Annotated in this window: 16 protein-coding genes; 15 read left to right on the forward strand and 1 reads right to left on the reverse strand. The window is 70.6% G+C overall.

Annotation, left to right across the window (positions count from 1 at the left end):
• The first annotated feature begins 40 nt into the window (after positions 1–40).
• Positions 41–1,339: an ATP-dependent Clp protease ATP-binding subunit ClpX gene (gene clpX, locus OO67_RS11370; protein ID WP_033299392.1), complete on the forward strand. Its 1,299-nt coding sequence runs from the start codon at positions 41–43 to the stop codon at positions 1,337–1,339.
• A gap of 63 nt (positions 1,340–1,402) precedes the next feature.
• On the opposite strand, the gene OO67_RS11375 is transcribed toward clpX, so the two are convergent.
• Positions 1,403–2,410: a hypothetical protein gene (locus tag OO67_RS11375; protein ID WP_033299394.1), complete on the reverse strand. Its 1,008-nt coding sequence runs from the start codon at positions 2,408–2,410 to the stop codon at positions 1,403–1,405.
• Positions 2,411–2,546: 136 nt separating this feature from the next.
• Between OO67_RS11375 and OO67_RS11380 the strand changes: the two genes are divergently transcribed.
• From OO67_RS11380 to OO67_RS11445, 14 genes are all read left to right on the forward strand, one after another.
• Entirely contained in the window at positions 2,547–5,168 is a 2,622-nt protein-coding gene (locus OO67_RS11380) for a valine--tRNA ligase (protein ID WP_033299396.1), read from the forward strand.
• A 123-nt stretch (positions 5,169–5,291) separates the two neighbouring features.
• Positions 5,292–6,815, forward strand: a complete 1,524-nt coding sequence (folC, locus tag OO67_RS11385) for a bifunctional tetrahydrofolate synthase/dihydrofolate synthase (protein WP_033299398.1) — start codon at positions 5,292–5,294, stop codon at positions 6,813–6,815.
• A 3-nt stretch (positions 6,816–6,818) separates the two neighbouring features.
• A complete protein-coding gene (locus OO67_RS11390) occupies positions 6,819–7,187 on the forward strand; it encodes a DUF4233 domain-containing protein (RefSeq protein ID WP_033299400.1) in 369 nt (122 codons plus the stop codon).
• A gap of 85 nt (positions 7,188–7,272) precedes the next feature.
• Positions 7,273–7,686, forward strand: a complete 414-nt coding sequence (gene ndk, locus OO67_RS11395) for a nucleoside-diphosphate kinase (protein ID WP_033299402.1) — start codon at positions 7,273–7,275, stop codon at positions 7,684–7,686.
• A gap of 292 nt (positions 7,687–7,978) precedes the next feature.
• Positions 7,979–8,998: a rod shape-determining protein gene (locus tag OO67_RS11400; RefSeq protein WP_033299404.1), complete on the forward strand. Its 1,020-nt coding sequence runs from the start codon at positions 7,979–7,981 to the stop codon at positions 8,996–8,998.
• A gap of 96 nt (positions 8,999–9,094) precedes the next feature.
• Positions 9,095–10,159, forward strand: a complete 1,065-nt coding sequence (gene mreC / locus OO67_RS11405) for a rod shape-determining protein MreC (protein ID WP_033299406.1) — start codon at positions 9,095–9,097, stop codon at positions 10,157–10,159.
• Between the two features lie 5 nt (positions 10,160–10,164).
• Positions 10,165–10,824, forward strand: a complete 660-nt coding sequence (mreD, locus tag OO67_RS11410; protein WP_033299408.1) for a rod shape-determining protein MreD — start codon at positions 10,165–10,167, stop codon at positions 10,822–10,824.
• 79 nt (positions 10,825–10,903) lie between these two features.
• Positions 10,904–13,123 (forward strand): penicillin-binding protein 2, encoded by a 2,220-nt coding sequence (mrdA, locus tag OO67_RS11415; protein ID WP_033299410.1) that lies wholly within the window; start codon positions 10,904–10,906, stop codon positions 13,121–13,123.
• On the forward strand, positions 13,123–14,316 hold the full coding sequence (gene rodA, locus OO67_RS11420; protein WP_033299411.1) for a rod shape-determining protein RodA: 1,194 nt from the start codon (positions 13,123–13,125) through the stop codon (positions 14,314–14,316). The genes mrdA and rodA overlap by 1 nt, the downstream gene beginning before the upstream one ends.
• A 51-nt stretch (positions 14,317–14,367) precedes the next feature.
• Positions 14,368–15,894: a CYTH and CHAD domain-containing protein gene (locus OO67_RS11425; protein WP_033299413.1), complete on the forward strand. Its 1,527-nt coding sequence runs from the start codon at positions 14,368–14,370 to the stop codon at positions 15,892–15,894.
• A 50-nt stretch (positions 15,895–15,944) separates the two neighbouring features.
• Positions 15,945–17,870 (forward strand): TIGR03960 family B12-binding radical SAM protein, encoded by a 1,926-nt coding sequence (locus OO67_RS11430; protein ID WP_033299414.1) that lies wholly within the window; start codon positions 15,945–15,947, stop codon positions 17,868–17,870.
• Between the two features lie 297 nt (positions 17,871–18,167).
• A complete protein-coding gene (locus tag OO67_RS11435; protein WP_244300128.1) occupies positions 18,168–19,067 on the forward strand; it encodes an esterase-like activity of phytase family protein in 900 nt (299 codons plus the stop codon).
• A gap of 552 nt (positions 19,068–19,619) precedes the next feature.
• Positions 19,620–20,399 carry a TIGR03936 family radical SAM-associated protein gene (locus tag OO67_RS11440; protein ID WP_033299417.1) on the forward strand — a complete coding sequence of 260 codons (780 nt, stop codon included), beginning with the start codon at positions 19,620–19,622 and terminating at the stop codon, positions 20,397–20,399.
• 227 nt (positions 20,400–20,626) lie between these two features.
• A complete protein-coding gene (locus tag OO67_RS11445) occupies positions 20,627–24,874 on the forward strand; it encodes a ribonuclease E/G (protein WP_033299419.1) in 4,248 nt (1,415 codons plus the stop codon).
• Positions 24,875–25,164 lie beyond the last annotated feature (290 nt).

Below are 25,164 nucleotides of genomic sequence, written 5' to 3' on the forward strand. Positions count from 1 at the left end.
CGCTGAACCAGGCTGCTCCCAGGCGAAGGGGAAGCACCTCGTGGCACGCATCGGTGATGGCGGCGACCTGCTCAAGTGCTCGTTCTGCGGAAAGAGCCAGAAGCAGGTGAAGAAGCTCATCGCGGGACCCGGTGTGTACATCTGCGACGAGTGCATCGATCTCTGCAACGAGATCATCGAGGAGGAGCTCGCCGAGACCTCCGAGGTGCGGTGGGAGGAGCTCCCCAAGCCGCGCGAGATCTACGAGTTCCTCGAGGGGTACGTCGTCGGGCAGGAGCCCGCGAAGAAGGCCCTCTCGGTCGCTGTGTACAACCACTACAAGCGGGTCCAGGCCGGGGAGAACGGCGGCGGCGCGAATCGCGACGACGCGATCGAGCTGGCCAAGTCCAACATCCTGCTGCTGGGCCCCACGGGCTCCGGCAAGACGCTTCTCGCGCAGACGCTGGCCCGCATGCTCAACGTCCCGTTCGCCATCGCGGACGCGACGGCGCTGACGGAGGCCGGCTACGTCGGCGAGGACGTCGAGAACATCCTGCTGAAGCTGATCCAGGCCGCGGACTACGACGTCAAGAAGGCCGAGACCGGGATCATCTACATCGACGAGATCGACAAGGTCGCCCGCAAGAGCGAGAACCCGTCGATCACCCGCGATGTCTCCGGTGAGGGCGTCCAGCAGGCCCTGCTGAAGATCCTGGAGGGCACCACCGCCTCCGTACCGCCGCAGGGCGGACGGAAGCACCCGCACCAGGAGTTCATCCAGATCGACACGACGAACGTGCTGTTCATCGTGGGCGGCGCCTTCTCGGGCCTGGAGAAGATCATCGAGTCGCGGGCCGGCGCCAAGGGCATCGGCTTCGGCGCGACGATCCGCTCCAAGCTGGAGATCCAGGCGAGCGACCAGTTCCAGGAGGTCATGCCGGAGGACCTGGTGAAGTTCGGGATGATCCCCGAGTTCATCGGCCGTCTGCCCGTGCTGACCTCGGTCCACAACCTGGACCGCGAGGCACTGCTCCAGATCCTGATCGAGCCGCGCAACGCGCTGGTCAAGCAGTACCAGCGCCTGTTCGAACTCGACGGCGTGGAGCTGGACTTCGAGCGTGAGGCGCTCGAGGCCATCGCCGACCAGGCGATCCTCCGTCAGACGGGCGCGCGCGGTCTGCGCGCCATCATGGAGGAGGTCCTCCAGTCCGTGATGTACGAGGTGCCGTCCCGCAAGGACGTGGCCCGCGTCGTCATCACCCCGGACGTCGTCCGCAACAACGTCAACCCGACGCTGGTCCCGCGCGAGCCGCGCACGATCGGCAAGAACGACGGCGGCCGCCACGAGAAGTCCGCCTAGCGGCAAGCGGCACACATGAAGGGGCGCCCGGCCACCGGCCGGGCGCCCCTTCGGCGTCGAGGATCAGACCTTGGTGCGCGAGGTGTTGTAGAGCTTGGCCGTGAGGGCCGCCACCTCGTCCTGCGACATCGACTTGTTGGTCATGGCCGCGCCGATGTCGACGCCGATGACCGCAGCGACAGTGCTGTGGTCGGCCCAGATGCAGACGGGCATGATCATTTCCTTGGGGCCGCCGGCCGGAGTGCCGTCGGCCTTGTCGTTCACCGTCTTGATGTCCTGGCACTTCATGAGCGCACCCTCGAAGCCCGCGGGCGTGACGCTCTTGGGGCTGCCGACCAATGAGGTCTTGGCGTCTTCGTCACTCTTGGCCATTCCCAGCTTGGCCTGCGCGAACATACCGTCGAGGGCCTTGGCGGGGTCGCTGACCTCGCCCCAGTTGCCGTACATCATCAGCATCTTGGCCGTGAGGGGGTTCTTCTCCAGGTCGCCGCTCTGGTACTGGGCCTCGGCCTTGTGGGCGTCCTTGATGCCCAGTGCCTCGGCCTCCGACTTCTCCTTGCTCGTCATCGTGTCCGAGGAGGAGGTCTTCTCACCCTTCTTGTAGTCGTCCACCGACGCGGCCGGGGTCAGCTTGTAGCCCTTGGTCGAATCGGCCACGTCGCTGCTGCCGCCGCCCGAGGTCAGGAACCAGACCCCTCCCGCGACGACCGCCAGGGCGACCACGGCCGCGCCGACGATCAGCCCGGTCTTCTTCTTCGGCGCGCCCTGCGGCGGCATGCCGGGGTACGCCTGCTGGCCGCCGTACGGCGGCGTGGGCGGCTGCTGGCCGTACGGCCCCGGCTGCTGGCCCTGCGGGTAGCCGTAACCCTGCGGGGGCTGCTGCTGCGGCGGGACGCCCTGAGGGGCCTGCTGCGGGTAGCCGTAGCCGGGCTGGCCCTGCGGCGGTCCCTGCGGCGGAGGGCCACCGTAGGGGCCCGGCTGCTGCCCGTACGGCCCCGGCTGCTGGCCGTACGGTCCGGGCTGGCCCTGCGGCGGCTGCCCGCCGTACGGACCCGGCTGGTTGTGGCTCATGCGCTGTCCCCTCCAGAATGCTTATGCGTTCCGAACATCCTGACGGAAGCCGCGCCCTCTCAGTGCATCCGGTCGTACACCGTTACTCAACAAACCGGTTTCAGTGCACGACTGTGACGCCCCTAAACTGTGTGCCGTGACCGAGAACGCAGCGCAGCAGCCAGCCAGCACCCCCGAACTGCCGACCCAGTACGCGCCGGCCGAGGTAGAGGGGAAGCTGTACGAGCGCTGGGTGGAGCGCGGTTACTTCACGGCCGACCCGGAGAGCGAGAAGCCTCCGTACACGATCGTCATCCCGCCGCCCAACGTCACCGGATCCCTCCACCTGGGCCACGCCTTCCAGCACACGCTCATGGACGCCCTCACGCGCCGCAAGCGGATGCAGGGTCACGAGGCGCTGTGGCTGCCCGGCATGGACCACGCCGGGATCGCCACCCAGAACAAGGTCGAGCAGCAGCTCGGCGAGGAGGGCAAGTCCCGTCACGACCTTGGACGCGAGGAGTTCGTCGAGCGCGTCTGGCAGTGGAAGGAAGAGTACGGCGGCAAGATCCTCGGCCAGATGCGCCGTCTCGGCGACGGCGTCGACTGGTCCCGTGAGCGCTTCACCATGGACGAGGGGCTGTCCGCGGCCGTCCAGACGATCTTCAAGCGGCTGTACGACGACGGGCTGATCTACCGCGCCGAGCGCATCATCAACTGGTGCCCCCGCTGTCTCACCGCGATCTCCGACATCGAGGTCGACTACCAGGACGACGACGGCGAGCTCGTCTCCATCCGGTACGGCGAGGGCGACGAGACACTGGTCGTCGCCACCACCCGCGCCGAGACGATGCTCGGTGACACCGCGGTCGCCGTCCACCCGGACGACGCGCGGTACACGCACCTCATCGGCAAGCGGATCAAGCTGCCCCTCACCGACCGTACGATCCCCGTCGTCGCCGACCACCACGTCGACCCGGAGTTCGGCACCGGCGCGGTCAAGGTGACCCCGGCCCACGACCCGAACGACTTCGCGATCGGCCAGCGTCACGGCCTGGAGTCGATGACCGTCATGGACGAGCGGGGAGTCATCACCGTCGCCGGCCCGTTCGAGGGCCTGGACCGCTTCGAGGCCCGTTCGACCATCGTCGGCGCGCTGCGGGAGCAGGGCCGGATCGTCGCGGAGAAGCGTCCGTACGTCCACTCCGTCGGCCACTGCTCCCGCTGCCGCACGACGGTCGAGCCCCGGCTCTCCCTCCAGTGGTGGGTCAAGGTCGAGACCCTCGCCAAGGCGGCCGGTGACGCGGTCCGTGACGGCCGGGTCGCGATCCACCCCAAGGAGATGGAGCAGCGGTACTTCGACTGGGTCGACAACCTCCGCGACTGGTGCATCTCGCGCCAGCTCTGGTGGGGCCACCGCATCCCCGTCTGGTACGGCCCCGACGGTGAGGTCGTCTGCGTCGGTCCCGACGAGCAGCCGCCCACCGGTGAGGGCTGGACGCAGGACTCCGACGTCCTGGACACGTGGTTCTCGTCCGGACTGTGGCCGTTCTCCACGCTCGGGTGGCCGGAGGAGACGCCGGACCTCAAGAAGTTCTATCCGACCGACGTCCTCGTCACCGGCCACGACATCATCTTCTTCTGGGTCGCCCGGATGATGATGTTCGGCCTGTACGTCATGGACGGCGAGGCCCCGTTCAAGACCATCGCTCTCACCGGCCTGGTCCGTGACGAGCGCGGCAAGAAGATGTCGAAGTCCTTCGGCAACGTCGTCGACCCGCTGGACTGGATGGACACGTACGGCTCCGACGCCGTCCGCTTCACCCTCGCCAGGGGCGCCAACCCGGGTACCGACGTCCCGATCGGCGAGGACTGGGTCCAGGCCTCCCGCAACTTCGCCAACAAGATCTGGAACGCGACCCGCTTCGCGATGATGAACGGCGCGACGGTGGAGGGCGAACTCCCGCCCGTCGAGCAGCTCTCGGCCACCGACCGCTGGATCCTGTCCCGGCTGAACAAGACGGTCGCCGACGTCGACGCGTTCTACGAGGACTTCCAGTTCGCCAAGCTCAGCGACGCCCTCTACCACTTCGCGTGGGACGAGGTCTTCGACTGGTACGTCGAACTGTCGAAGACCACGTTCTTCGCGGGCGGCGAGCAGGCGAGGGTGTCCGCCCGGGTCCTCGGTGAGGTCCTGGACGTCACGCTGCGGCTGCTCCACCCGATCGTCCCGTTCGTGACCGAGTCGCTCTGGACCACGCTCACCGGTCAGGAGTCCGTCGTCATCGCCGACTGGCCCAAGGACAGCGGCTTCCGTGACGAGGCTGCCGAGAAGGAGATCGAGCTCGTCCAGCAGGTCGTCACCGAGGTCCGCCGCTTCCGCTCCGACCAGGGCCTGCAGCCCGGCCAGAAGGTCCCGGCCGAGCTGACGGTCACCGGCACGGTGCTCGCCCCGCACGAGGCGGCCATCCGCCAGTTGCTGCGCCTGCAGCCCGCCGGCGACGGCTTCCACGCCACGGCCACGCTGCCGGTCGCCGGGGCCACGGTCGCGCTCGACCTGTCCGGCACGATCGATGTCGAGGCCGAGCGCAAGCGCCTCACGAAGGACCTGGGCGCCGCCGAGAAGGAGAAGGCGCAGGCCACCGGCAAGCTCGGCAACGAGGCGTTCCTCGCCAAGGCCCCGGACAACGTGGTCGACAAGATCCGTGGCCGGCTCGCCAAGGCGGAGGCCGACATCGAGCGGATCGCGGCCCAGCTGGCGAATCTCCCGAAGGGCTGATGACCTGAGTACGGAGCCCCCGCGCCCCCGACCGACCGGGTGCGCGGGGGCTTCGCCGTACCCGCGGGGAGCGCGGCAGCGGGCGCTGCGTGCGATGTCCGTGGCCATCCGTAGACTGGCCCTGTGAGTGAGCCCCGCCCTTCAGACCGGCACGACGCGTCAGATCCCGACGACACCTTCGCGGAGATCGTCGACGAAGAGACCCAGCGCGACCCCGACCTGGCGGTGATCGAGGCCGGGAGCCGGACGCTGCGCGCCCAGTCGGGCCCGCCCCAGGGACAGGCGGTCCCCGACCGCCCCGCCGATCCCGAGACCGACCGGGCGCTGCGCGAGGTGGAACAGGAGCTCGCCGGCCGATGGGGCGAGACCAAGCTCGAGCCCTCGGTGGACCGCATCGCTGCCCTGATGGACGTGCTGGGCGAGCCCCAGCGCGCCTACCCCTCGATCCACATCACGGGTACGAACGGCAAGACCAGCACGGCCCGCATGATCGAGGCCCTGCTGGGCGCCTTCGAGCTCCGCACCGGCCGGTACACCTCCCCGCACGTCCAGTCGATCACCGAGCGGATCAGCCTCGACGGCGATCCGATCGATCCCGAGCGCTTCATCGAGACGTACAACGACATCAAGCCGTACGTCGAGATGGTCGACGCGCAGCAGCCCTACCGGCTCTCGTTCTTCGAGGTGCTGACGGGCATGGCGTACGCGGCCTTCGCCGACGCGCCGGTCGACGTCGCGGTCGTCGAGGTCGGCATGGGAGGCACCTGGGACGCGACGAACGTCATCGACGCCTCGGTCGCCGTCGTCACCCCCATCTCGCTGGACCACACGGACCGCCTCGGTTCCACCGCGGCGGAGATCGCCGGTGAGAAGGCCGGCATCGTCAAGCAGGACGCGACGGTGATCCTGGCTCAGCAGCCGGTCGACGCCGCGCAGGTCATGCTGAAGAAGGCCGTCGAGGTGGACGCCACCGTCGCCCGCGAGGGCATGGAGTTCGGCGTCGTCTCCCGCGAGATCGCGGTCGGCGGCCAGCTGCTCACCCTGCGGGGCCTGGGCGGCGAGTACGACAACATCTTCCTGCCGCTCTACGGGGCGCACCAGGCGCACAACGCCGCGGTGGCGCTCGCCGCCGTCGAGGCGTTCTTCGGCATCGGCGCGGAGCAGGCACGCAGCCTCGACGCCGAAGTGGTCCGCAAGGCCTTCCTCTCGGTGCTCTCGCCGGGTCGCCTGGAGGTCGTGCGGTCCAGCCCGACCGTCGTGCTCGACGCGGCGCACAACCCGGCCGGCGGCCTCGCCGCCGCCGAGGGGATCTCGGAGGCGTTCAGCTTCTCCCGGCTGATCGGGGTCGTCGGTGCGAGTGACGGCAAGGACGTCCGGGGGCTCCTCGAAGCCTTCGAGCCGATCTTCGCCGAGGTGGTCGTCACCCAGAACTCCAGCCCGCGCGCCATGGACGCGGACGCCCTGGCGGCGGTCGCCGTCGAGGTGTTCGGCCACGAACGCGTCCAGGTCGAGCCGCGTCTGGACGACGCGCTGGAGGCGGCGATCACCCTCGCCGAGGAAGAGGCCGAATACGCGGGCGCCGGGGTCCTGGTGACCGGATCCGTGATCACGGTCGGCGAGGCCCGACTCCTCCTGGGAAGGCGCTGACCTGTGCGTGTGCTCTGCGCATCGACGCTGATCGGTGAGTTCTTCGTCATCGGCTTCGCCGGACTCGTGGCGATGAAGTCCGACGACCTCTCCATGACCACGGTGTGGACGGTCTGCGGCATCGGCATGCTGCTGTCCGTCCTGCTCTGCGGTGTGATCACCCGGCCGGGTGGTATTCAGCTCGGCTGGGCGCTCCAGGTCCTGCTCGTGCTGAGCGGCTTCTTCGTCCCGATGATGTTCATCCTCGGCGTGATCTTCGGTGCCCTGTGGTGGGCCTCGGTGCACTACGGCCGCAGGATCGACGAGGCCAAGGCGCGGTGGGCGGCCCAGGCCGGGGCGCAGGAGAGCCCGCAGGCCCCGGCCCAAGGATGACGCAGCGTAAGCCCGGGCGTAAGGCCGGTCGCGTACCCCTGTAATCTCGCCCTCACCCGCACCGGAAGTCTGCAAGGAGCCGTACATGACTCAGCGCACCCTCGTCCTTCTCAAGCCCGACGCCGTACGGCGTGGGCTGATCGGCGAGATCGTCGGCCGCATCGAACGCAAGGCCGGCTGGACGATCACCGCGCTGGAGCTGCGCACGCTCGACCAGGAGACCCTGGAGCAGCACTACGGCGAGCACAAGGGCCGCCCGTTCTACGAGCCGCTCGTCGAGTTCATGGCTTCCGGCCCCGTCGTCGCCCTGGTGGCCGAAGGTGAGCGGGTCATCGAAGGCGTCCGCGCCCTGGCCGGCCCCACCGACCCGATCGCCGCCGCGCCCGGCTCGATCCGTGGTGACTTCGGCACGGTCACCCGGGAGAACCTCATCCACGCCTCGGACTCCGAGGAGTCCGCAGAGCGAGAACTCAAGCTTTTCTTTCCCGGACTTTCCTGACTTCGGCTCCGCCAATCAGCGCTCATGACCTGGGGCGACCGAAGTAATTCGGTCGCCCTTCGGCATAGGGTCACGTATCGCGGGAACGCATCCCCCCGACGTAACGTCACCATGGGTGGAGCGGGCAGCCGTTCCACTCGCCATGGCGAAGGACCCTCGCGCTGTGTCCGCGCATACGGCACTACGATGGAAGCTTCCAGGCCCGCAGCGCCACCCTCGCCTACCTAGAACAAGCCATTTTTCGCTTCCTGGGAAGGCCCGACGCATCCTCATGGGGAACAAGGGGAACTCAATGTCGTTCATCGGCCGTGACATGGCTATCGACCTCGGGACTGCCAACACGCTGGTGTACGTCAGGGGGCGCGGCATCGTCCTGAACGAGCCGTCCGTCGTGGCCATCAACACCAACACCGGCGGAATCCTGGCGGTCGGCGCCGAGGCGAAGAAGATGATCGGCCGCACACCGGGCAACATCGTTGCCGTGCGGCCCCTGAAGGACGGCGTCATCGCCGACTTCGAGATCACGGAGCGGATGCTCCGCTACTTCATCCTCAAGATCCACAAGCGCCGCTACCTGGCCCGCCCGCGGGTCGTCGTCTGTGTGCCCTCCGGCATCACAGGGGTCGAGCGACGCGCCGTCATCGAGGCGTCGACGCAGGCGGGCGCGCGCCAGGTGCACATCATCGAGGAGCCCATGGCCGCCGCCATCGGCTCCGGCCTGCCGGTCCACGAGGCCACCGGCAACATGGTCGTGGACATCGGCGGCGGCACCACCGAGGTCGCCGTGATCTCGCTCGGCGGAATCGTCACTGCCCAGTCGATCCGGGTCGCCGGCGACGAACTGGACAACGCGATCATCCAGCACGTCAAGAAGGAGTACTCCCTCCTCCTCGGTGAGCGCACCGCCGAACAGATCAAGATCACGATCGGTTCGGCGTTCGAGATGGAGAAGGACGAGCACACCGAGATCCGCGGACGCGACCTGGTCTCGGGCCTGCCCAAGACCGTCGTCATCTCCGCGACCGAGGTCCGCAAGGCCATCGAGGAACCGGTCAACGCGATCGTCGACGCCGTGAAGACGACGCTCGACAAGTGCCCGCCGGAGCTCTCGGGCGACATCATGGACCGCGGCATCGTCCTCACCGGCGGCGGCGCGCTCCTGCGCGGGCTCGACGAGCGGCTCCGCCACGAGACGGGCATGCCGATCCACATCGCCGAGGACCCGCTGGACTCGGTGGCGCTCGGATCGGGCAAGTGCGTCGAGGAGTTCGAGGCGCTCCAGCAGGTGCTGGACGCCCAGCCCCGACGGTAGAACACGAGGTTCCGCCGTACGGGCACTGTCGTCCGTGCGGCGGAACGCCGGTATACAGGCACGAACATTCCGACGAGGAAGGCACGGCCGCCGCACGTGAGGGACACACGAGAGAGCCGGCTGCTCCTGGTGCTGCTGATCGCCATCGCATTCGCCCTGATCACGGTGGACATCCGCGGTGGCGAGGAGTCACCGGTGGACGGGGCCCGGCAGGCCGCAGCCACGGTCTTCGGACCGGTCGAGAACGGCGTCGCGGCTGCGGTGGACCCGGTGGGCAACGCCATCGGCGCCGTACGGGACTCCGGTGACCGGCACGACCGGATCGCGGCCCTGGAGCACGAGAACGCCGCGCTGAAGACGAAGCTCGGCAGCGACGACCGCAACACCAGCAAGGTCCGGCAGCTCGACAGCATGCTGAAGAGCGCAGGGGCCGGCCAGTACGGCATCAAGGCCGCCCAGGTCATCGCCATAGGAGCGGCCCAGGGCTTCTCCTGGACGATCACCATCGACGCCGGGGCGAAGGACGGCCTCCTGCGCGACATGACCGTGCTGAACGGCGACGGGCTCGTCGGGCGGGTCACCACCGTCGGCCCGGACACCGCGACCGTCCTGCTGGCCAACGACCCCGACTTCACCGTGGGTACCCGGCTCGAGAAGACCGACGAGCTCGGCTTCGCCACCGGACAGGGGTCCCGGCCGCTCTCGGTCCAGTTCCTCAACGGCAAGGCGGACGTGAAGAAGGGCGACCGGCTGGTCACCTTCGGCTCCAGCAAGGACAAGCCGTTCGTCCCCGGTGTGCCGGTCGGCGAGGTGGTCCGCGTCGACCCGTCGGGCGGTGACCTGACCCGGACCGTGTACGTCCGTGCGTTCGCCGGCTTCACCAAGCTCGACATCGTGGGCATCGTCGTACAGGCGCCCCGGGAGAACCCCCGCGACCTGGTCCTGCCGGCGCAGCCCAAGAAGCCGGGGAAGCCCAAGCCGACCCCGACCGTCACCGTCACCGTCCAGCCGAACGGCGACCTCGTCGACGGCAGCGGCAAGGTCGTCGGGAACATCAACGAGAAGCCCGGCGCATCCGCTTCCCCGGGCGCCTCCACGGACGCCACCGGCAACGCCGACCCGGCCGCCGGTGACACGGCGAACGAGCAGGAACAGGGCTGATCCCCATGCGCATCAACAGGACTCTGCTCTCCGTCGCCCTGGTCGTGGTCGCCCTCGTCGTCCAGGTCTCCGTACTCGCCCGGCTCCAGCTGCCGGGCGCCACGCCCGATCTGCTGCTGCTCGTCGTACTCGGCCTCGCCTTCGTGTACGGGCCCGTCAGCGGCGCCCTCATCGGCTTCGGCGCGGGCCTCCTCGCCGACCTGGCGCCGCCCGCCGACCACGCGGCCGGGCGCTATGCCCTGGTGCTCTGCGTCATCGGCTACCTCGCGGGTATGGCCCGCCCCGAGAAGGGCCAGCTCAAGTCGGCGTTCACCCCGATGGCCTTCGTCTTCGCCGCGGCGATCGGATCGACCCTGCTGTACGCGGGCGTCGGCGCACTCGTCGGCGACACGGCCGCCCGTCATGTGGGCCTGGGCAGCCTGCTGTTCACCGCCGTCGTCTACGACCTCCTCCTCGCGCCGTTCACCGTGCCGCTGATCATGGCGCTCGCCAGACGCACCGAGAGCGACCCGGTCGCCGACAACTCCGGCGGTGACGTGGCCGCGGGCTGGATGGCCTCGGGCACCGGACTGCGGATCGGCGACCAGCGGGGTGGGATGCGGCTGAGGGCGGCCCGCAGCCGCGCCGCGCGCGCCGGAAGGATCAAGGGGGTCAAGCGACTGTGAGCCGCCACCGGCACCGGACGAGCACCGGGGGCGGCCGCCCCCGTACCCCTGGCCGACCCACCACCACCGGGGGCACCCTGTGAGCAACATTCCGGAGACGGGCCGGACCCCGCGGGTCCAGATCCGCCTCGTCGTCATCCAGGTGCTCGTCTTCTCCCTGCTCCTGACGCTCGGCGGCCGGCTCTGGTACCTCCAGATCCGCAACGGCGACGAGTACACCGCCGAAGCGGCGGGCAACGGGGTGCAGCAGGTCGTCCAGCCCGCCGTGCGCGGCTCGATCCTCGACGCCCGGGGCGTACCGCTCGCCGACAACGAGACCCGGCTCGTCGTCTCCGCCAGCCGCACCGAGCTGCTGAAGATGAAGGACGACGGCGTCGGTGTCCTCACCCGGCTCGCCGACGTCCTGGACATGAAGGCGCAGGACGTCCGGGACAAGGTCCGCCTCTGCGACGCCAAGACCCCCCAGCCCTGCTGGAACGGCTCGCCCTACCAGCCGATCCCGGTCACCGACGAGGCCACCACCCAGCAGGCCCTCACGATCCGTGAGCGCGCCGAGGACTTCCCCGGCATCACCGCCGAACCCACCGCCGTACGCCGCTACGCCGCACCCGGCAAGGCGAGGACCGCCCAGGTCCTCGGCTACCTCTCGCCCGTCACCGACGACGAGATCCAGAAGGCGGTGGACGGCCCGTCGCCGTACCTGCGCTCCGACCAGGTCGGACGCTCGGGCCTCGAGCGCACGTACGACAAGGAGCTGCGCGGCAAGGCGGGCGTCACCCGCTACGAGGTCGACAACCTCGGCCGTGTCATGGGCGAGGCGGAGAACGACCCGGCGGTGCCCGGTTCCAACCTCGTCACCAGCCTCGACGCCCGTGTCCAGGCGGTGGCCGAGTACGAACTCGCCCAGGCGATGAAGACCGTCCGCAAGGAGACCGACAAGATCACCGGCCGTAAGTACGAGGCCGACTCCGGCGCCGTCGTCGTGATGGAGTCGAAGACCGGCCGCGTCGTCTCGATGGCCTCCCAGCCCGACTACGACCCCAACGACTGGGTCGGCGGCATCTCCGGCAAGCAGTACGCCAAGCTCACCAGCAAGAAGTCCAACTACCCCCTGCTCAACCGGGGCATCCAGGGCCAGGCGCCCGCCGGCTCCATCTTCAAGGTGGTCTCGGCGAGCGCCGCCGTGCGGGCCGGACACGACTTCGACGACCGCTACAACTGCAGCAGCTCCTACAGCCTCGGCAGCCAGACCTTCGCCAACTTCGAGTCCCAGGGGCACGGCCCCATCACCCTCGGCGACGCGCTCAAGTACTCCTGCAACACCGTCTTCTACCGCCTCGGCCACGAGGAGTGGGCGCGTGACGGCGGCATAAAGCCGAAGAAGGGCGCGAAGGACTGGTTCTACCGGACCGCCCGTGACTTCGGGCTCGGCGCAGAGACCGGCATCGACCTGCCGAACGAGGTCAAGGGCCGCATCCCCGACCGGCAGTGGAAGCAGGACTTCTGGAAGGCGAACAAGGACGCCTGGTGCAAGGAGGGCAAGAAGGGCGGCACCTACGTGCAGCAGATCGCGTACGAGAGCTGCCTCGAAGGCAACCAGCTGAAGGCCTACGACAGCATCAACTACGCCATCGGCCAGGGTGACGTCCTCGTCACCCCCATCCAGATGGCCACCGCCTACGCCGCGATCAGCAACGGCGGCACCCTCTACGAGCCCACCGTCGGCAAGGCCGTGATCAGCCCCGACGGCAAGACCGTCCAGGAGATCGCGCCCAAGGCGGCCGGAAAGCTGCCGGTCAGCGCCAAGACCGTCAAGGACCTCGACAAAGGGCTGCGCTCGGTGGTCGAGCCCGGCGGCACCGCCGCCTGGCGGTTCGGGGGCTGGCCGCAGGACAAGATCCCCATGCGCGCCAAGACCGGTACGGCGCAGGTCTACGGCAAGCAGACCACCTCGTGGTTCGCGACCTACACCGACGACTACACGATCGTCATGACGATCTCCCAGGGCGGCACCGGGTCCGGTGCCTCCGGGCCCGCCGTCCGCAAGATCTACGACGCGATCTACGGGCTCGACGCCGAGGGGAACCAGGACGTGAAGAAGGCCCTGCTGCCCAAGCCCCAGAAGGCGCTGCCGACGATCCAGCCCGACGGCTCGATCCATGCCCCGAAGGTCAAGCCGTACGACCCCCGGCCGAAGCAGCCCGAAGGCCAGAAGGCCGATCCCGAGTACGTGGTGCCGCAACCCCCGGGCCAGCCGGGGCTCACCGGATCACCGGCGACGACGGGGAGGCGGCCCTGATGGCAGGTGGATTCTCCGTATCCCGGTACGGCCCCGAGGAGGGCCCCTGGGCCAAGCTGACCGCCCGCGACTCCGTCGCCCGGCGGCTGGACTGGCCGCTGCTCGGATCAGCCCTCGCGCTCTCCTTCCTCGGCTCACTGCTCGTCTGGTCCGCGACCCGCAACCGCGACCACCTCACCCAGGGCGACCCGTACTTCTTCCTCTTCCGGCACGCCATGAACACCGGCATCGGCCTGGCCCTGATGATCGGCACGATCTGGCTCGGCCACCGCACCCTGCGCGGAGCCGTCCCGATCCTCTACGGCATCTCGGTGCTGCTGGTCATGGCCGTCCTCACCCCGCTCGGCACCACGATCAACGGCGCCCACGCGTGGATCAAGCTCCCGGCCGGCTTCTCGATCCAGCCCTCCGAGTTCACCAAGATCACCATCATCCTCGTGATGGCGATGCTGCTCGCCGCCCGCGTCGACGCGGGCGACCAGCCCCACCCCGACCACCGCACCGTCGCCAAGGCGCTGGGACTCGCGGTGATCCCCATGGCCGTCGTCATGATGATGCCCGACCTCGGGTCCGTCATGGTCATGGTCGTCATCGTGCTCGGCGTACTCCTCGCCTCCGGCGCGTCCAACCGCTGGGTCCTCGGGCTCATCGGCGCGGGCACCACCGGTGCGCTGGCGGTCTGGCAGCTCGGTCTGCTCGACGACTACCAGATCGCCCGCTTCGCCGCCTTCGCCAACCCTGCGCTCGACCCGGCGGGCGTCGGCTACAACACCAACCAGGCCCGCATCGCCATCGGCTCCGGCGGGCTCACGGGCACGGGGCTCTTCAACGGCTCCCAGACGACGGGCCAGTTCGTCCCCGAACAGCAGACCGACTTCGTCTTCACCGTCGCGGGCGAGGAGCTCGGCTTCCTCGGAGCCGGACTGATCATCGTCCTGCTCGGCGTGGTCCTCTGGCGTGCCTGCCGGATCGCCCGCGGGACGACCGAGCTGTACGGGACGGTCGTGGCGGCCGGCATCATCGCGTGGTTCGCCTTCCAGTCCTTCGAGAACATCGGCATGACCCTCGGGATCATGCCGGTGGCCGGACTGCCCCTGCCCTTCGTGTCCTACGGAGGGTCGTCGATGTTCGCCGTCTGGGTGGCCGTCGGACTGCTCCAGTCGATCAAGGTGCAACGGCCGATGTCCGCCTGAGCACTTCGCTCCGCCCTGCATACCCCCGGCGATCGCGGATAGATTCGTCATATGGCGGACTCCAAGCGTGAGGTCGAGCGAAAGTACGAAGCGACTCCCGAGACCCGGCTGCCCGACCTGACCCGTGCGGCCGGGGTCTCGGCGGTCGTCCACCGCGGCCTCAGGGAACTCGACGCCGTCTACTACGACACCGAGGACTTCCGGCTGGCCGCGGACTCCCTCACCCTGCGCCGCAGAACGGGCGGGGACGACGAGGGGTGGCACCTCAAGCTCCCCGTCTCCGCGGACGTCCGTGACGAGATCCAGGCCCCGCTGACCGACGCCCTGCCGCCCGCCCTCGGCGAGCTGCTCCGCTCCCGCGTGCGGAGCACACCCGTGGCCCCCGTCGTGCGGATCCTCTCCGCGCGGGACGTCCACCACCTCCTCGACGAGAAGGGCGCCCTGCTCGCCGAGGTGAGCATCGACGAGGTCCTGGCTGAACGACTCACGGCAGAGGGACACGGCACCACCTCGGCGTGGACCGAGATGGAGGTCGAGCTGGCCGACGACGCCGACCCCGCCGTCCTCGACGCCGTCGAGCGGCGGCTGCGCAAGGCCGGTGTCCGGCCCTCGGCCGCGCCGTCCAAGCTGTCCAGGGCCCTGGCCGAGACCGCGCCGGGGAAGCGGCGGACGAAGAAGAAGGAGCCCTCCCCGCGCACCGCGGGCGACCACGTGCTCGCCTACGTACGCCGGCAGGTCGAAGCCCTCGTCGAGCTCGACCCCGCCGTACGCCGCGACCTGCCCGACAGCGTGCACCGCATGCGGGTCGCCACACGCCGGCTGCGCAGTGCGTTCAGGACGTACCGGAAGGTACTCGACCGGACCGTGACCGACCCGCTCCGCGACGAGCTGAAGTGGCTCGCCGCGGAGCTCGGGATCGACCGCGACCAGGAAGTCCTCGACGCACGGCTCCGCTCGCACGTCGACGGGCTGCCCGCACCCCTGCTCCTGGGCCCCGTGAGCGCCCGGCTGCAGCTCACCTCCGTCGCCAGGCGCACCGACTCCCGGCAGCACGTCGCCTCGGTGCTCGACACCGGGCGCTACCTGGCCCTGCTGGACGCCCTCGACGCCCTCCTCGCCGATCCGCCCCTGCTCCCGGCGGCCGCGCGGGCACCGCAGGACGCCCTGCCCCGCGCCGTGCTCCAGGACTACGAGCGTCTCGCCACACGTATCGGGCACGCTCTGGAGCTGGCGCAGGGCGAGGAGCGCGACGTGGCCATGCACGAGGCGCGCAAGGCCGCCAAACGCGTCCGCTACGCCGCGGAGGCCGCCAAGCCGGCGCTGGGGAAGCCGGCCAGGAAGTTCGCCAAACGGATGAAATCCGTGCAGTCCGTCCTCGGCGACCACCAGGACAGTGTCGTGGCCCGGGACGCCCTGCGCGCCCTGGCGGTGCAGGCTCACGGCGCGGGGGAGTCCGCCTTCACCTGGGGCCTGCTGTACGGCAGGGAGGAGGCCGCGGCGGCGGCACGGGAACGCGAACTGCCCGAGGCCTGGGCCCGGGCGTCGCACCCGGGACTGCGCGCGGCGCTGAAAGGCTGAGCACCGGGTTACGCTTGATGGTCACCCCTGCCAGCTACGAAGGTCCACAGATGTCTGCCGAGTCGGTCTTCCCGCAGCTCGAAGCTCTGCTCCCGCATGTGCAGAAGCCCATCCAGTACGTCGGCGGTGAGCTGAACTCCACCGTCAAGCCGTGGGACGAATGCGACGTCCGCTGGGCACTCATGTACCCGGACGCCTATGAGGTCGGGCTTCCCAACCAGGGCGTCATGATCCTCTACGAGGTGCTCAACGAGCGCGAGGGCGTCCTCGCCGAGCGCACCTACAGCGTGTGGCCCGATCTCGAAGAACTGATGCGCGAGCACAAGGTGCCGCAGTTCACCGTGGACAGCCACCGCCCCGTCGGCGCCTTCGACGTGCTCGGCCTCAGCTTCTCCACCGAGCTCGGTTACACCAACATGTTCACGGCCCTGGATCTCGCGGGCATCCCGCTGGAGTCCAAGGACCGCACCGTCGATCACCCGATCGTGCTGGCGGGCGGCCACGCCGCGTTCAACCCGGAGCCGATCGCGGACTTCATCGACTGCGCCGTCATCGGCGACGGTGAGCAGGCCGTCCTGGAGATCACCGAGATCATCCGCGCCTGGAAGGCCGAGGGCCGGCCCGGCGGCCGCGAGGAGGTGCTCTTCCGCCTCGCGAGGACGGGCGGCGTCTACGTCCCCGGCTTCTACGACGTCGAATACCTCCCCGACGGCCGCATCGGCCGTGTGGTTCCCAACAGGTCCGGTGTGCCGTGGCGTGTGTCCAAGCACACCGTCATGGACCTCGACGAATGGCCGTACCCCAAGCAGCCGCTCGTCCCCCTCGCCGAGACCGTCCACGAGCGGATGTCCGTGGAGATCTTCCGCGGCTGCACCCGCGGCTGCCGTTTCTGCCAGGCCGGCATGATCACGCGCCCCGTGCGGGAGCGAAGCATCACCGGTATCGGCGAGATGGTGGAGAAGGGGCTCAAGGCCACGGGCTTCGAGGAGGTCGGCCTCCTGTCGCTCTCCTCCGCGGACCACACGGAGATCGGTGACATCGCCAAGGGGCTCGCCGACCGGTACACGGACGACAAGATCGGCCTCTCGCTGCCCTCTACCCGTGTCGACGCGTTCAACGTGGACCTGGCCAACGAGCTGACCCGCAACGGCCGCAGGTCCGGGCTCACCTTCGCCCCCGAGGGCGGCTCCGAGCGCATGCGCAAGGTCATCAACAAGATGGTCTCGGAGGAGGACCTGATCCGCACGGTCGCCACCGCGTACGGCAACGGCTGGCGTCAGGTGAAGCTGTACTTCATGTGCGGCCTGCCCACCGAGACCGACGAGGACGTCCTCCAGATCGGTGACATGGCGGTCAACGTGATCGCCAAGGGCCGCGAGGTCTCCGGGCAGAACGACATCCGCTGCACCGTCTCCATCGGCGGCTTCGTGCCCAAGCCGCACACACCCTTCCAGTGGGCCCCGCAGCTCAGCGCCGAGGACACCGACGCCCGGCTGAAGAAGCTCCGGGACAAGATCCGCGACGACAAGAAGTACGGCCGCTCCATCGGTTTCCGCTACCACGACGGCAAGCCCGGCATCGTCGAGGGCCTGCTCTCCCGGGGCGACCGCCGGGTCGGCTCCGTCATCCGCGAGGTCTACGAGTCCGGCGGCCGCTTCGACGGCTGGCGCGAGCACTTCAGCTACGACCTGTGGATGAGGAGCGCGGAGAAGACGCTTCCCGCCTTCGGCGTGGACGTCGACTGGTACACCACCCGCGAGCGGACCTACGAGGAGGTCCTGCCCTGGGACCACCTGGACTCCGGTCTCGACAAGGACTGGCTCTGGGAGGACTGGCAGGACTCGCTCGACGAGACCGAGGTCGAGGACTGCCGCTGGACGCCGTGCTTCGACTGCGGTGTGTGCCCTCAGCTCGACCTGGACATCCAGATCGGCCCCACCGGCAAGAAGCTCCTGCCGCTCACCGTGGTGAAGTAACACCGCGCCCTCGTCCGGGTGACACCCGGTGGTGGAATCGCGGCCCGGGTGTTCCCGGTGCCGTCCGCCGTTCGAAGGCCGGGCTCCCGCCCCGCCGGACCAAGGTCCGGCGGGGCGGACCGCTGTGGGAGGTCGCCCGCCTCGGTCCCCCTGGGCCCCTGCGGGCTCCGGCGAATGGCGCAACGGGTGTTCGGGCCCGCCCGCCGCTGATCCATAACCTGACGCCCGGCGCGTGAGCGCGCGCCGATCCGACGGAGAAGGCGAGCGGCCCCAGTGAAACTCCCGATGTTGCGGTCCATGGCCCTGCTCACCGCGGCCACCGCGCTGCTGACGATGCCGGGCACCGCCCCGGCCGGCGCGGACGGCGCGTGGCGGAAGACCGGCGGCGACGCCCACGGCGGTGTCAGCGGACTCGCGTACGAGGGCCCCACGGGAGACGGGACCGGGGTGAACGCGCTCGTCGTGCACGACAACAAGAGGTCAGGGCAGCAGCGGCTGTCCCGGATCACCCACCGGACGGACTCCGACGTCGTGTCCCCGGTCACCTGGGACGGACCGGAGCCGGTCGACCTCGAAGCGATCGAGGGGATCCCCGGGAAGCCGGGGGAGTATCTGGCACTCACGGCCCGCGGCATCCTCTACCGGCTGGAGGTCACGGGGTCCGAGGCGACGGTCGTGGACCATTCGCCTCTGCCGTCGATCGGCGCGGGGGACGACTTCGAGCGCTTCGCGCTGGTCGCGCGGAACGGGAAACTCGCCGCCCTGTGGGCGGACCGGGGAGCCGGTGACGGCCGGCCGGCCACGCTGTACGCGGCGCCCCTGACGTTCGCCTCGTGGGGACAGCCGCAGTTCGGTGCCGTGACGCGCAAGGCCTACCGCGCGGCCTCCCCGGCCGGCGACGGCACCCGCCACATCTCCGACATCACGGTGACCGACTCGGGCCGCGTCCTCGTGAGTTCGGCCACGGACGCCGGCGACGACGGCCCGTTCGCCTCCGCGGTGAGTGATGCGGGCAGCGTGAGCGTGTCGGCAGCCGGCAGGGTGAGGGTCGTGCTCGCGGCCGTGCCCGCCGTGCTCGGCACCTTCCCGCAGTTCAAGATCGAGGCGGTGGAGTGCCTGCCCGCCTCCACCGAAGCCCTCGTCGGCACCGACGACGAGAACCTCGGTGGACACGTGCGGGCTATGCCCCTCTGCTGAGACCTCCTCCGTGGAAACCCCGGGAGGGCGCTCGCGCCCTTCCCGGCACGGACCTCGGCAAACAGCACCGCACACCCTCGTGCGGCGGGGCGTGGCCGGCGTGGTACCTGGCCGGAGCGCCGGTGACCGGGGTCTGCCGCACGGCGTGCCCCTGGGTCACTTCCTGCGGGACAGGGCGTGGGCCCCGTCGGGTGGGCAGCTACGGAGGCCGGACGCCCGGCCCGCGGCGCCGCGGGCTCCGCCCGGGAGACCCTCCGTGCGGCAGGCAGGGACGCGTGGCGCACGCCGGCGGGAGCACCGCAGGTCACGGACGTGCGGGAACTCGAAGCGTCCGCTGCGCGTACCCTGGGTAGGACAACGACTGTCCCCAGCGCGGCGCCCGCACCCGAGATCTCCCTGCTTGCCGACAAAAACGGTCAGGCGGGGGTGAGCCGGAGCGGCACCCCGGGGCACCCTGTACTTCGTGGGCGGCACGCCACCGCGGCCGCCCCGCACCGAGGAGAAGAACCACTGGGCAAGCGACAGCCCGAAGGCCCGCCGCCCGCACCGGCGGTGCAGCGCATCCGACTGCGCTACACCAAGCGGGGCCGCCTCCGGTTCACCAGTCACAGAGACTTCCAGCGTGCCTTCGAGCGGGCGCTCCGCCGCTCCGAGGTACCCATGGCCTACTCGGCGGGCTTCACCCCGCACCCGAAGGTCTCGTACGCCAACGCGGCCCCCACGGGTACGGGAAGCGAGGCCGAGTTCCTGGAGATCGCCCTCACCGAGGCGCGGGACCCCGGCACCCTGTGCAAGCTGCTCGACGCGTCGATGCCCGACGGCCTCGACGTCATCGACGCGGTGGAGGCCCGCACCTCCGGCCTCGCCGACCGGCTGACCGCCTCCGTATGGGAGATGCGGCTGGACGGGGTCGCCGTACAGGACGCAGAGAAGGCCGTCGCCGCCTTCCTGGGCGCGGAGACCGTCGAGGTCCAGCGCCGCGCGAAGAACGGCATCCGGACCTTCGACGCCCGTGCCGCGGTCGTCGGCCTGGAGGCGCTTGATCCACAGCCTGATAGGTCCGGGGACAGGCCCTGTGCGATACTGCGGCTGGTAGTGCGGCACGTGACACCTGCCGTGCGACCCGACGACGTCCTGTCCGGTCTCCGAGCTGTGGCCGACCTAACGCCGCCGGTCCCCGCTGCGGTGACCAGGCTGGCGCAGGGGCTCTTCGACGAGGAGTCCGGCACGGTGACCGACCCGCTCGCGCCCGACCGCGAGGCAGCCCCGGCCGTATCCACGGCCGATCCGGCCGCCGCCGCGGCGGCGCCGGAAGGTGCAGGTTCCGCGTAAGGCGGTCGTTGTAGCGCAGCCCTTGGACTCGGGAGCCACCTGGGTCGGGCCGCGCACCGCCCCATAAGACTTTCGCCAGGCCGTGCGTAGCGCGTACGGAACCGGCGAGCCAGACATCAGTTCCCGTGCGGCGCCCGCGCCCCGGACGGCGGTATCGCACATCATGCGAATCGCGTCGGACCGGAACAAGGCGCGGCGCCCGGGAGCGCGACGGGAGAACCGCCCGCATGCACGAGCCGAACGAATCCGGTACCACCGGAAACACCGAAGACAACAACGCCCCCGGGGACAAGCTGCCGCCGCGCCGCAGGCGCCGCGCGGCGTCCCGCCCCGCCGGCCCGCCGTCGGGCGCGCCGGGCGCGGCCGCCGCCGAGGACGTCACGCCGGCCATACCGGCCGCCGCAGCCGAGACGGCCCCCGAGGCCGCGCCCCCGGCGCGTGCCCGGCGCCGTGCCGTACGCAAGGCGACCGCTCCGGCGGGTGCGCCGCAGGCCGCCGAGACCGTGGAGCCGGCGCCGGAGACGGCCGCCGAGGCCCCGGCCGTGAGCCCCGAGCCGACTGCCGTAGCCGAGCCGGCCCCCGAGGCCGCGCCCCCGGCGCGTACCCGGCGCCGTGCCGTACGCAAGGCGACCGCTCCGGCGGGTGCGCCGCAGACCGCCGAGACCGTGGAGCCGGTCACGGCCGCCCCGGCCGAGGAAGAGACCGAAGAGACCGAAGAGACGGTCGAGGCCCCCGTCGCCGAGGCGCCCGTCGTGGAGGCCCCCCGTGGCCGCCGCCGTGCCACCCGTAAGGCGACCGCTCCCGCCGGTGCCCCGCAGCCGGCCGGGACGGTCGCGCAGGACGCCGCCGTGGCCGGGCCGGTGAAGGCCTCCGAGCCCGCCGCCGAAGAGGCCGCCGCTCCCGTGGAGCCGGCCGAGCCCGCCGCCGCGCCGCGAGGCCGTGCCCGTCGCCGTGCGTCGGCCCCGGCCGGTGCGCCGCAGGGCGCGCAGACCGCCGAGACGCCGGCCCAGCCGGTCGTCGAGGCCGCCGCCGAGCCCGCCCATACCGAAGAGGCAGACGAGGCACCGGCTGTCGAAGCGGCGCCGTCGCGCCCCCGCCGTCGCGCGTCCCGCAAGGCGACGTCTCCGGCCGGTACCCCGCAGCCCGTCGAGGAGGTCGCCGAGGCGGCCGCCGAGAAGGGCGAGAGCCTTCCCGCCGCCGTGGCCGAGGAGCTTTCCACCGAGACCGAGCAGGTCGAGGAGGCCGCCCCGCGAGGCCGCCAGCGCCGCCGGGCCACCGCCGCCGCGGGCCGTCCCGAGTTCACCGGGAAGACCGAGGAGCCGTCGCGCAAGGGCCGTCGCGCGACGCGCCCCGCCGTGGCCGTTTTCCAGGCCCCGGTCTTCGCCGAGCCGATGTTCCAGACCCCGGAGACCGCCGCTGCCGCGGCCGCCGCAGCGGGCCCCACCCCGGCGTACGACGAGAGCGACGACTTCGAGGAGCAGAAGCCCTCGGACCGCGCCCCGCGCAAGGCCGAGGCCAGGCAGACCGCCGAGCCGGCCGCAGCCGCGGAGACCGCCGAGCCCGCCGCCCCGCAGGGCGGTTCGCGCCGTCGTCGCCGCCGCCGTGGTGAGGCCGTCGAGACCGAGCCGGCCGCGACCCCGGTCACGCTTCCGGCCGAGCAGCCCGCCGCCGCGCCCGTCGCCGAGACCCCGGTCGAGGACGAGCACGAGGCCGAGCCCGAGACGGACGCCGAGCACGAGGGCGACGAATCGGATGAGTACGGGGACCGTCCCTCGCGCCGTCGCCGTCGTGGTGGCCGCCGCCGCCGTCGCGGCGAGGCCAACGACATGGACGACACGGAGCACCAGGACGACACCGCGGACCGCTCCGACGACGACCAGCAGGCCCAGGAGGACGAGGACGAGGAGGAGCACGAGGCCTCCGGTTCCAGCAGCAGCCGGCGCCGGCGCCGTCGTCGCCGCCGCAGCGGGGACGCCTCGGGCGAGGACGCCGGTACGGGCACGGACGACCCGGAGCGCACGGTCGTCAAGGTCCGTGAGCCGCGCAAGAAGGACGCCGAGCGCGAGCCCGGCACCGGCTTCGACGAGGTCCAGTCCATCAAGGGCTCGACCCGTATGGAGGCCAAGAAGCAGCGTCGCCGTGAGGGGCGCGAGCAGGGCCGCCGCCGCGTGCCGATCATCACCGAGGCCGAGTTCCTGGCCCGCCGCGAGGCCGTCGAGCGCGTGATGGTCGTCCGCCAGAGCGGCGAGCGCACCCAGATCGGCGTCCTCGAGGACAACGTGCTCGTCGAGCACTACGTCAACAAGGAGCAGGCCACCAGCTACGTCGGCAACGTCTACCTGGGCAAGGTGCAGAACGTACTGCCGTCCATGGAGGCCGCCTTCGTCGACATCGGCAAGGGCCGCAACGCCGTCCTGTACGCCGGTGAGGTCAACTTCGAGGCGCTCGGAATGGCCCACGGGCCGCGCCGCATCGAGACCGCGCTGAAGTCCGGCCAGTCCGTCCTCGTCCAGGTGACGAAGGACCCGATCGGCCACAAGGGCGCCCGCCTGACCAGCCAGGTCTCGCTTCCCGGCCGTTACCTGGTCTACGTGCCCGAGGGCTCGATGACCGGCATCAGCCGCAAGCTGCCCGACACCGAGCGCGCCCGGCTGAAGACCATCCTCAAGAAGATCGTTCCCGAGGACGCGGGCGTCATCGTGCGCACCGCCGCCGAGGGTGCGAGCGAGGACGAGCTGCGCCGTGACGTCGAGCGGCTGCAGGGCCAGTGGGAAGAGATCCAGAAGAAGTCGAAGAACACCACCAGCTCCAACGCGCCGACGCTGCTCTACGGCGAGCCGGACATGACCGTCCGGGTCGTCCGGGACATCTTCAACGAGGACTTCTCGAAGGTCATCGTCAGCGGTGACGACGCCTGGGAGACCATCCACGGCTATGTCTCGCACGTGGCACCGGACCTGACGGACCGGCTGTCGCGCTGGACCTCCGAGGTCGACGTCTTCGCGACGTACCGCATCGACGAGCAGCTGATGAAGGCGCTGGACCGCAAGGTCTACCTGCCGAGCGGCGGCTCGCTGGTGATCGACAAGACCGAGGCCATGGTGGTCGTCGACGTCAACACCGGGAAGTTCACCGGCCAGGGCGGGAACCTCGAGGAGACCGTCACCAAGAACAACCTGGAGGCGGCCGAGGAGATCGTGCGTCAGCTGCGGCTGCGCGACCTCGGTGGCATCGTCGTCGTCGACTTCATCGACATGGTGCTGGAGTCCAACCGGGACCTGGTCCTGCGGCGGCTGCTGGAGTGCCTGGGCCGCGACCGCACGAAGCACCAGGTCGCCGAGGTCACCTCGCTTGGCCTGGTCCAGATGACCCGTAAGCGCGTGGGCCAGGGCCTGCTGGAGTCCTTCTCCGAGACCTGTGTCCACTGCAACGGGCGTGGCGTGATCGTCCACATGGAGCAGCCCACGGCCGCCGGCGGCGGCGGTGGCGGGAAGCGGTCCAAGAAGCGCGGCCGCGGTGGGGCCGGCCAGGAGCACGAGCACGGCCACGAGCACGAGCACGCCGAGCAGCCGCTCGAGATCGAGACCGAGGCCGAGATCGCCGCCGAGGTCGCCGCCCCGGTGGCACTGCCCGAGCCGGAGTTCGTCGCCGACGAGGAGCTGTACAGCAGCGCCGCGGAGGCCGAGGCGGCAGCGTCGCGCGGCCGTGGCCGCCGGCGCGCGACCCGCAAGGTCACGGCTCCGGCCGGTGCGCCCGCCCGTGAGGCCGAGGCCGCCCCGGCGGCCCCGGCCGCCGAGGAGAAGCAGCAGCCCGAGCCGGTCGCCGAGGCACCGGTGGAGGCTCCGGCCGCCCCCGAGGCCGAGGCCGCGACCCCCGAGGCCGCACCTCCGGCCCGTACGCGCCGCAGGGCGACCCGGAAGGCGACCGCCCCGGCGGGCTCGCCCAAGGCGGCCGCCGTGACGCCGGCGGTCCACCCGGCAGAGCCCTCGGCGGAGCCCGTCGCGGTCGAGGACCCGGTCGTCGAGGCCCCCGCGGCTCCGGCTCCGGCCCCCTCGGAGAAGGCGACGGCGCCCGAGGCTCCGGCTGCTGACGAGGAGTCCGCTCCGGCCGCCCCGCCGCGCGCCCGTCGCCGGGTGACCCGCAAGGTCACCGCTCCGGCAGGGTCGCCGGCCGGCGCCGAAGAGGCGGCGGTGGTCGTGGTCACGGGTACCGAGTCCGACACGCCCGGCGCCTCCGGTGCCGAAGTGGCGGAAGCGGAAGCGCCGGTCAAGAAGACCGCGGCGCGGAAGACCGCGAAGAAGGCCACGGCGAAGAAGACCGCCACCAAGAAGACGGCCGCCAAGACGGTCGCGAAGAAGACCGCCGCGAAGAAGACGACGAAGAAGGCGGCGAAGAAGACGGTCGCAGCCGAGCAGTCGTCGCCTTCCGTGACGGCTTCGGCTTCGTCCGCCGACTCGGGGCAGGCCGCCGGCTGAGCATTTCGTGACCGGTTGTTCACCGATCCGTGTCCCGCTCCGAGGTCTTCGGGGCGGGACACGGGCTTTGTTTCAGAACTGATGCATGAGCCGGTTAACGGGCCTGAAATGACCTGAGAAATCCCTGATAATGTGACGGCGGTCGCTGCCTGTGAAGTTCCCGCAAGGGAATCACGGTCGGTGACCGTCCCGGTTCACGAGAGACCGGGTCCAGTTTCCTCGGCAGGGCGTCGGCATTGTGCCGGTGGGGTGATGCGCGGCCTCGTGAGACGTCCCGCACCCCAGATCCT

The sequence above is a fragment of the Streptomyces atroolivaceus genome, assembly GCF_000717025.1.
GTDB lineage: Bacteria > Actinomycetota > Actinomycetes > Streptomycetales > Streptomycetaceae > Streptomyces > Streptomyces atroolivaceus.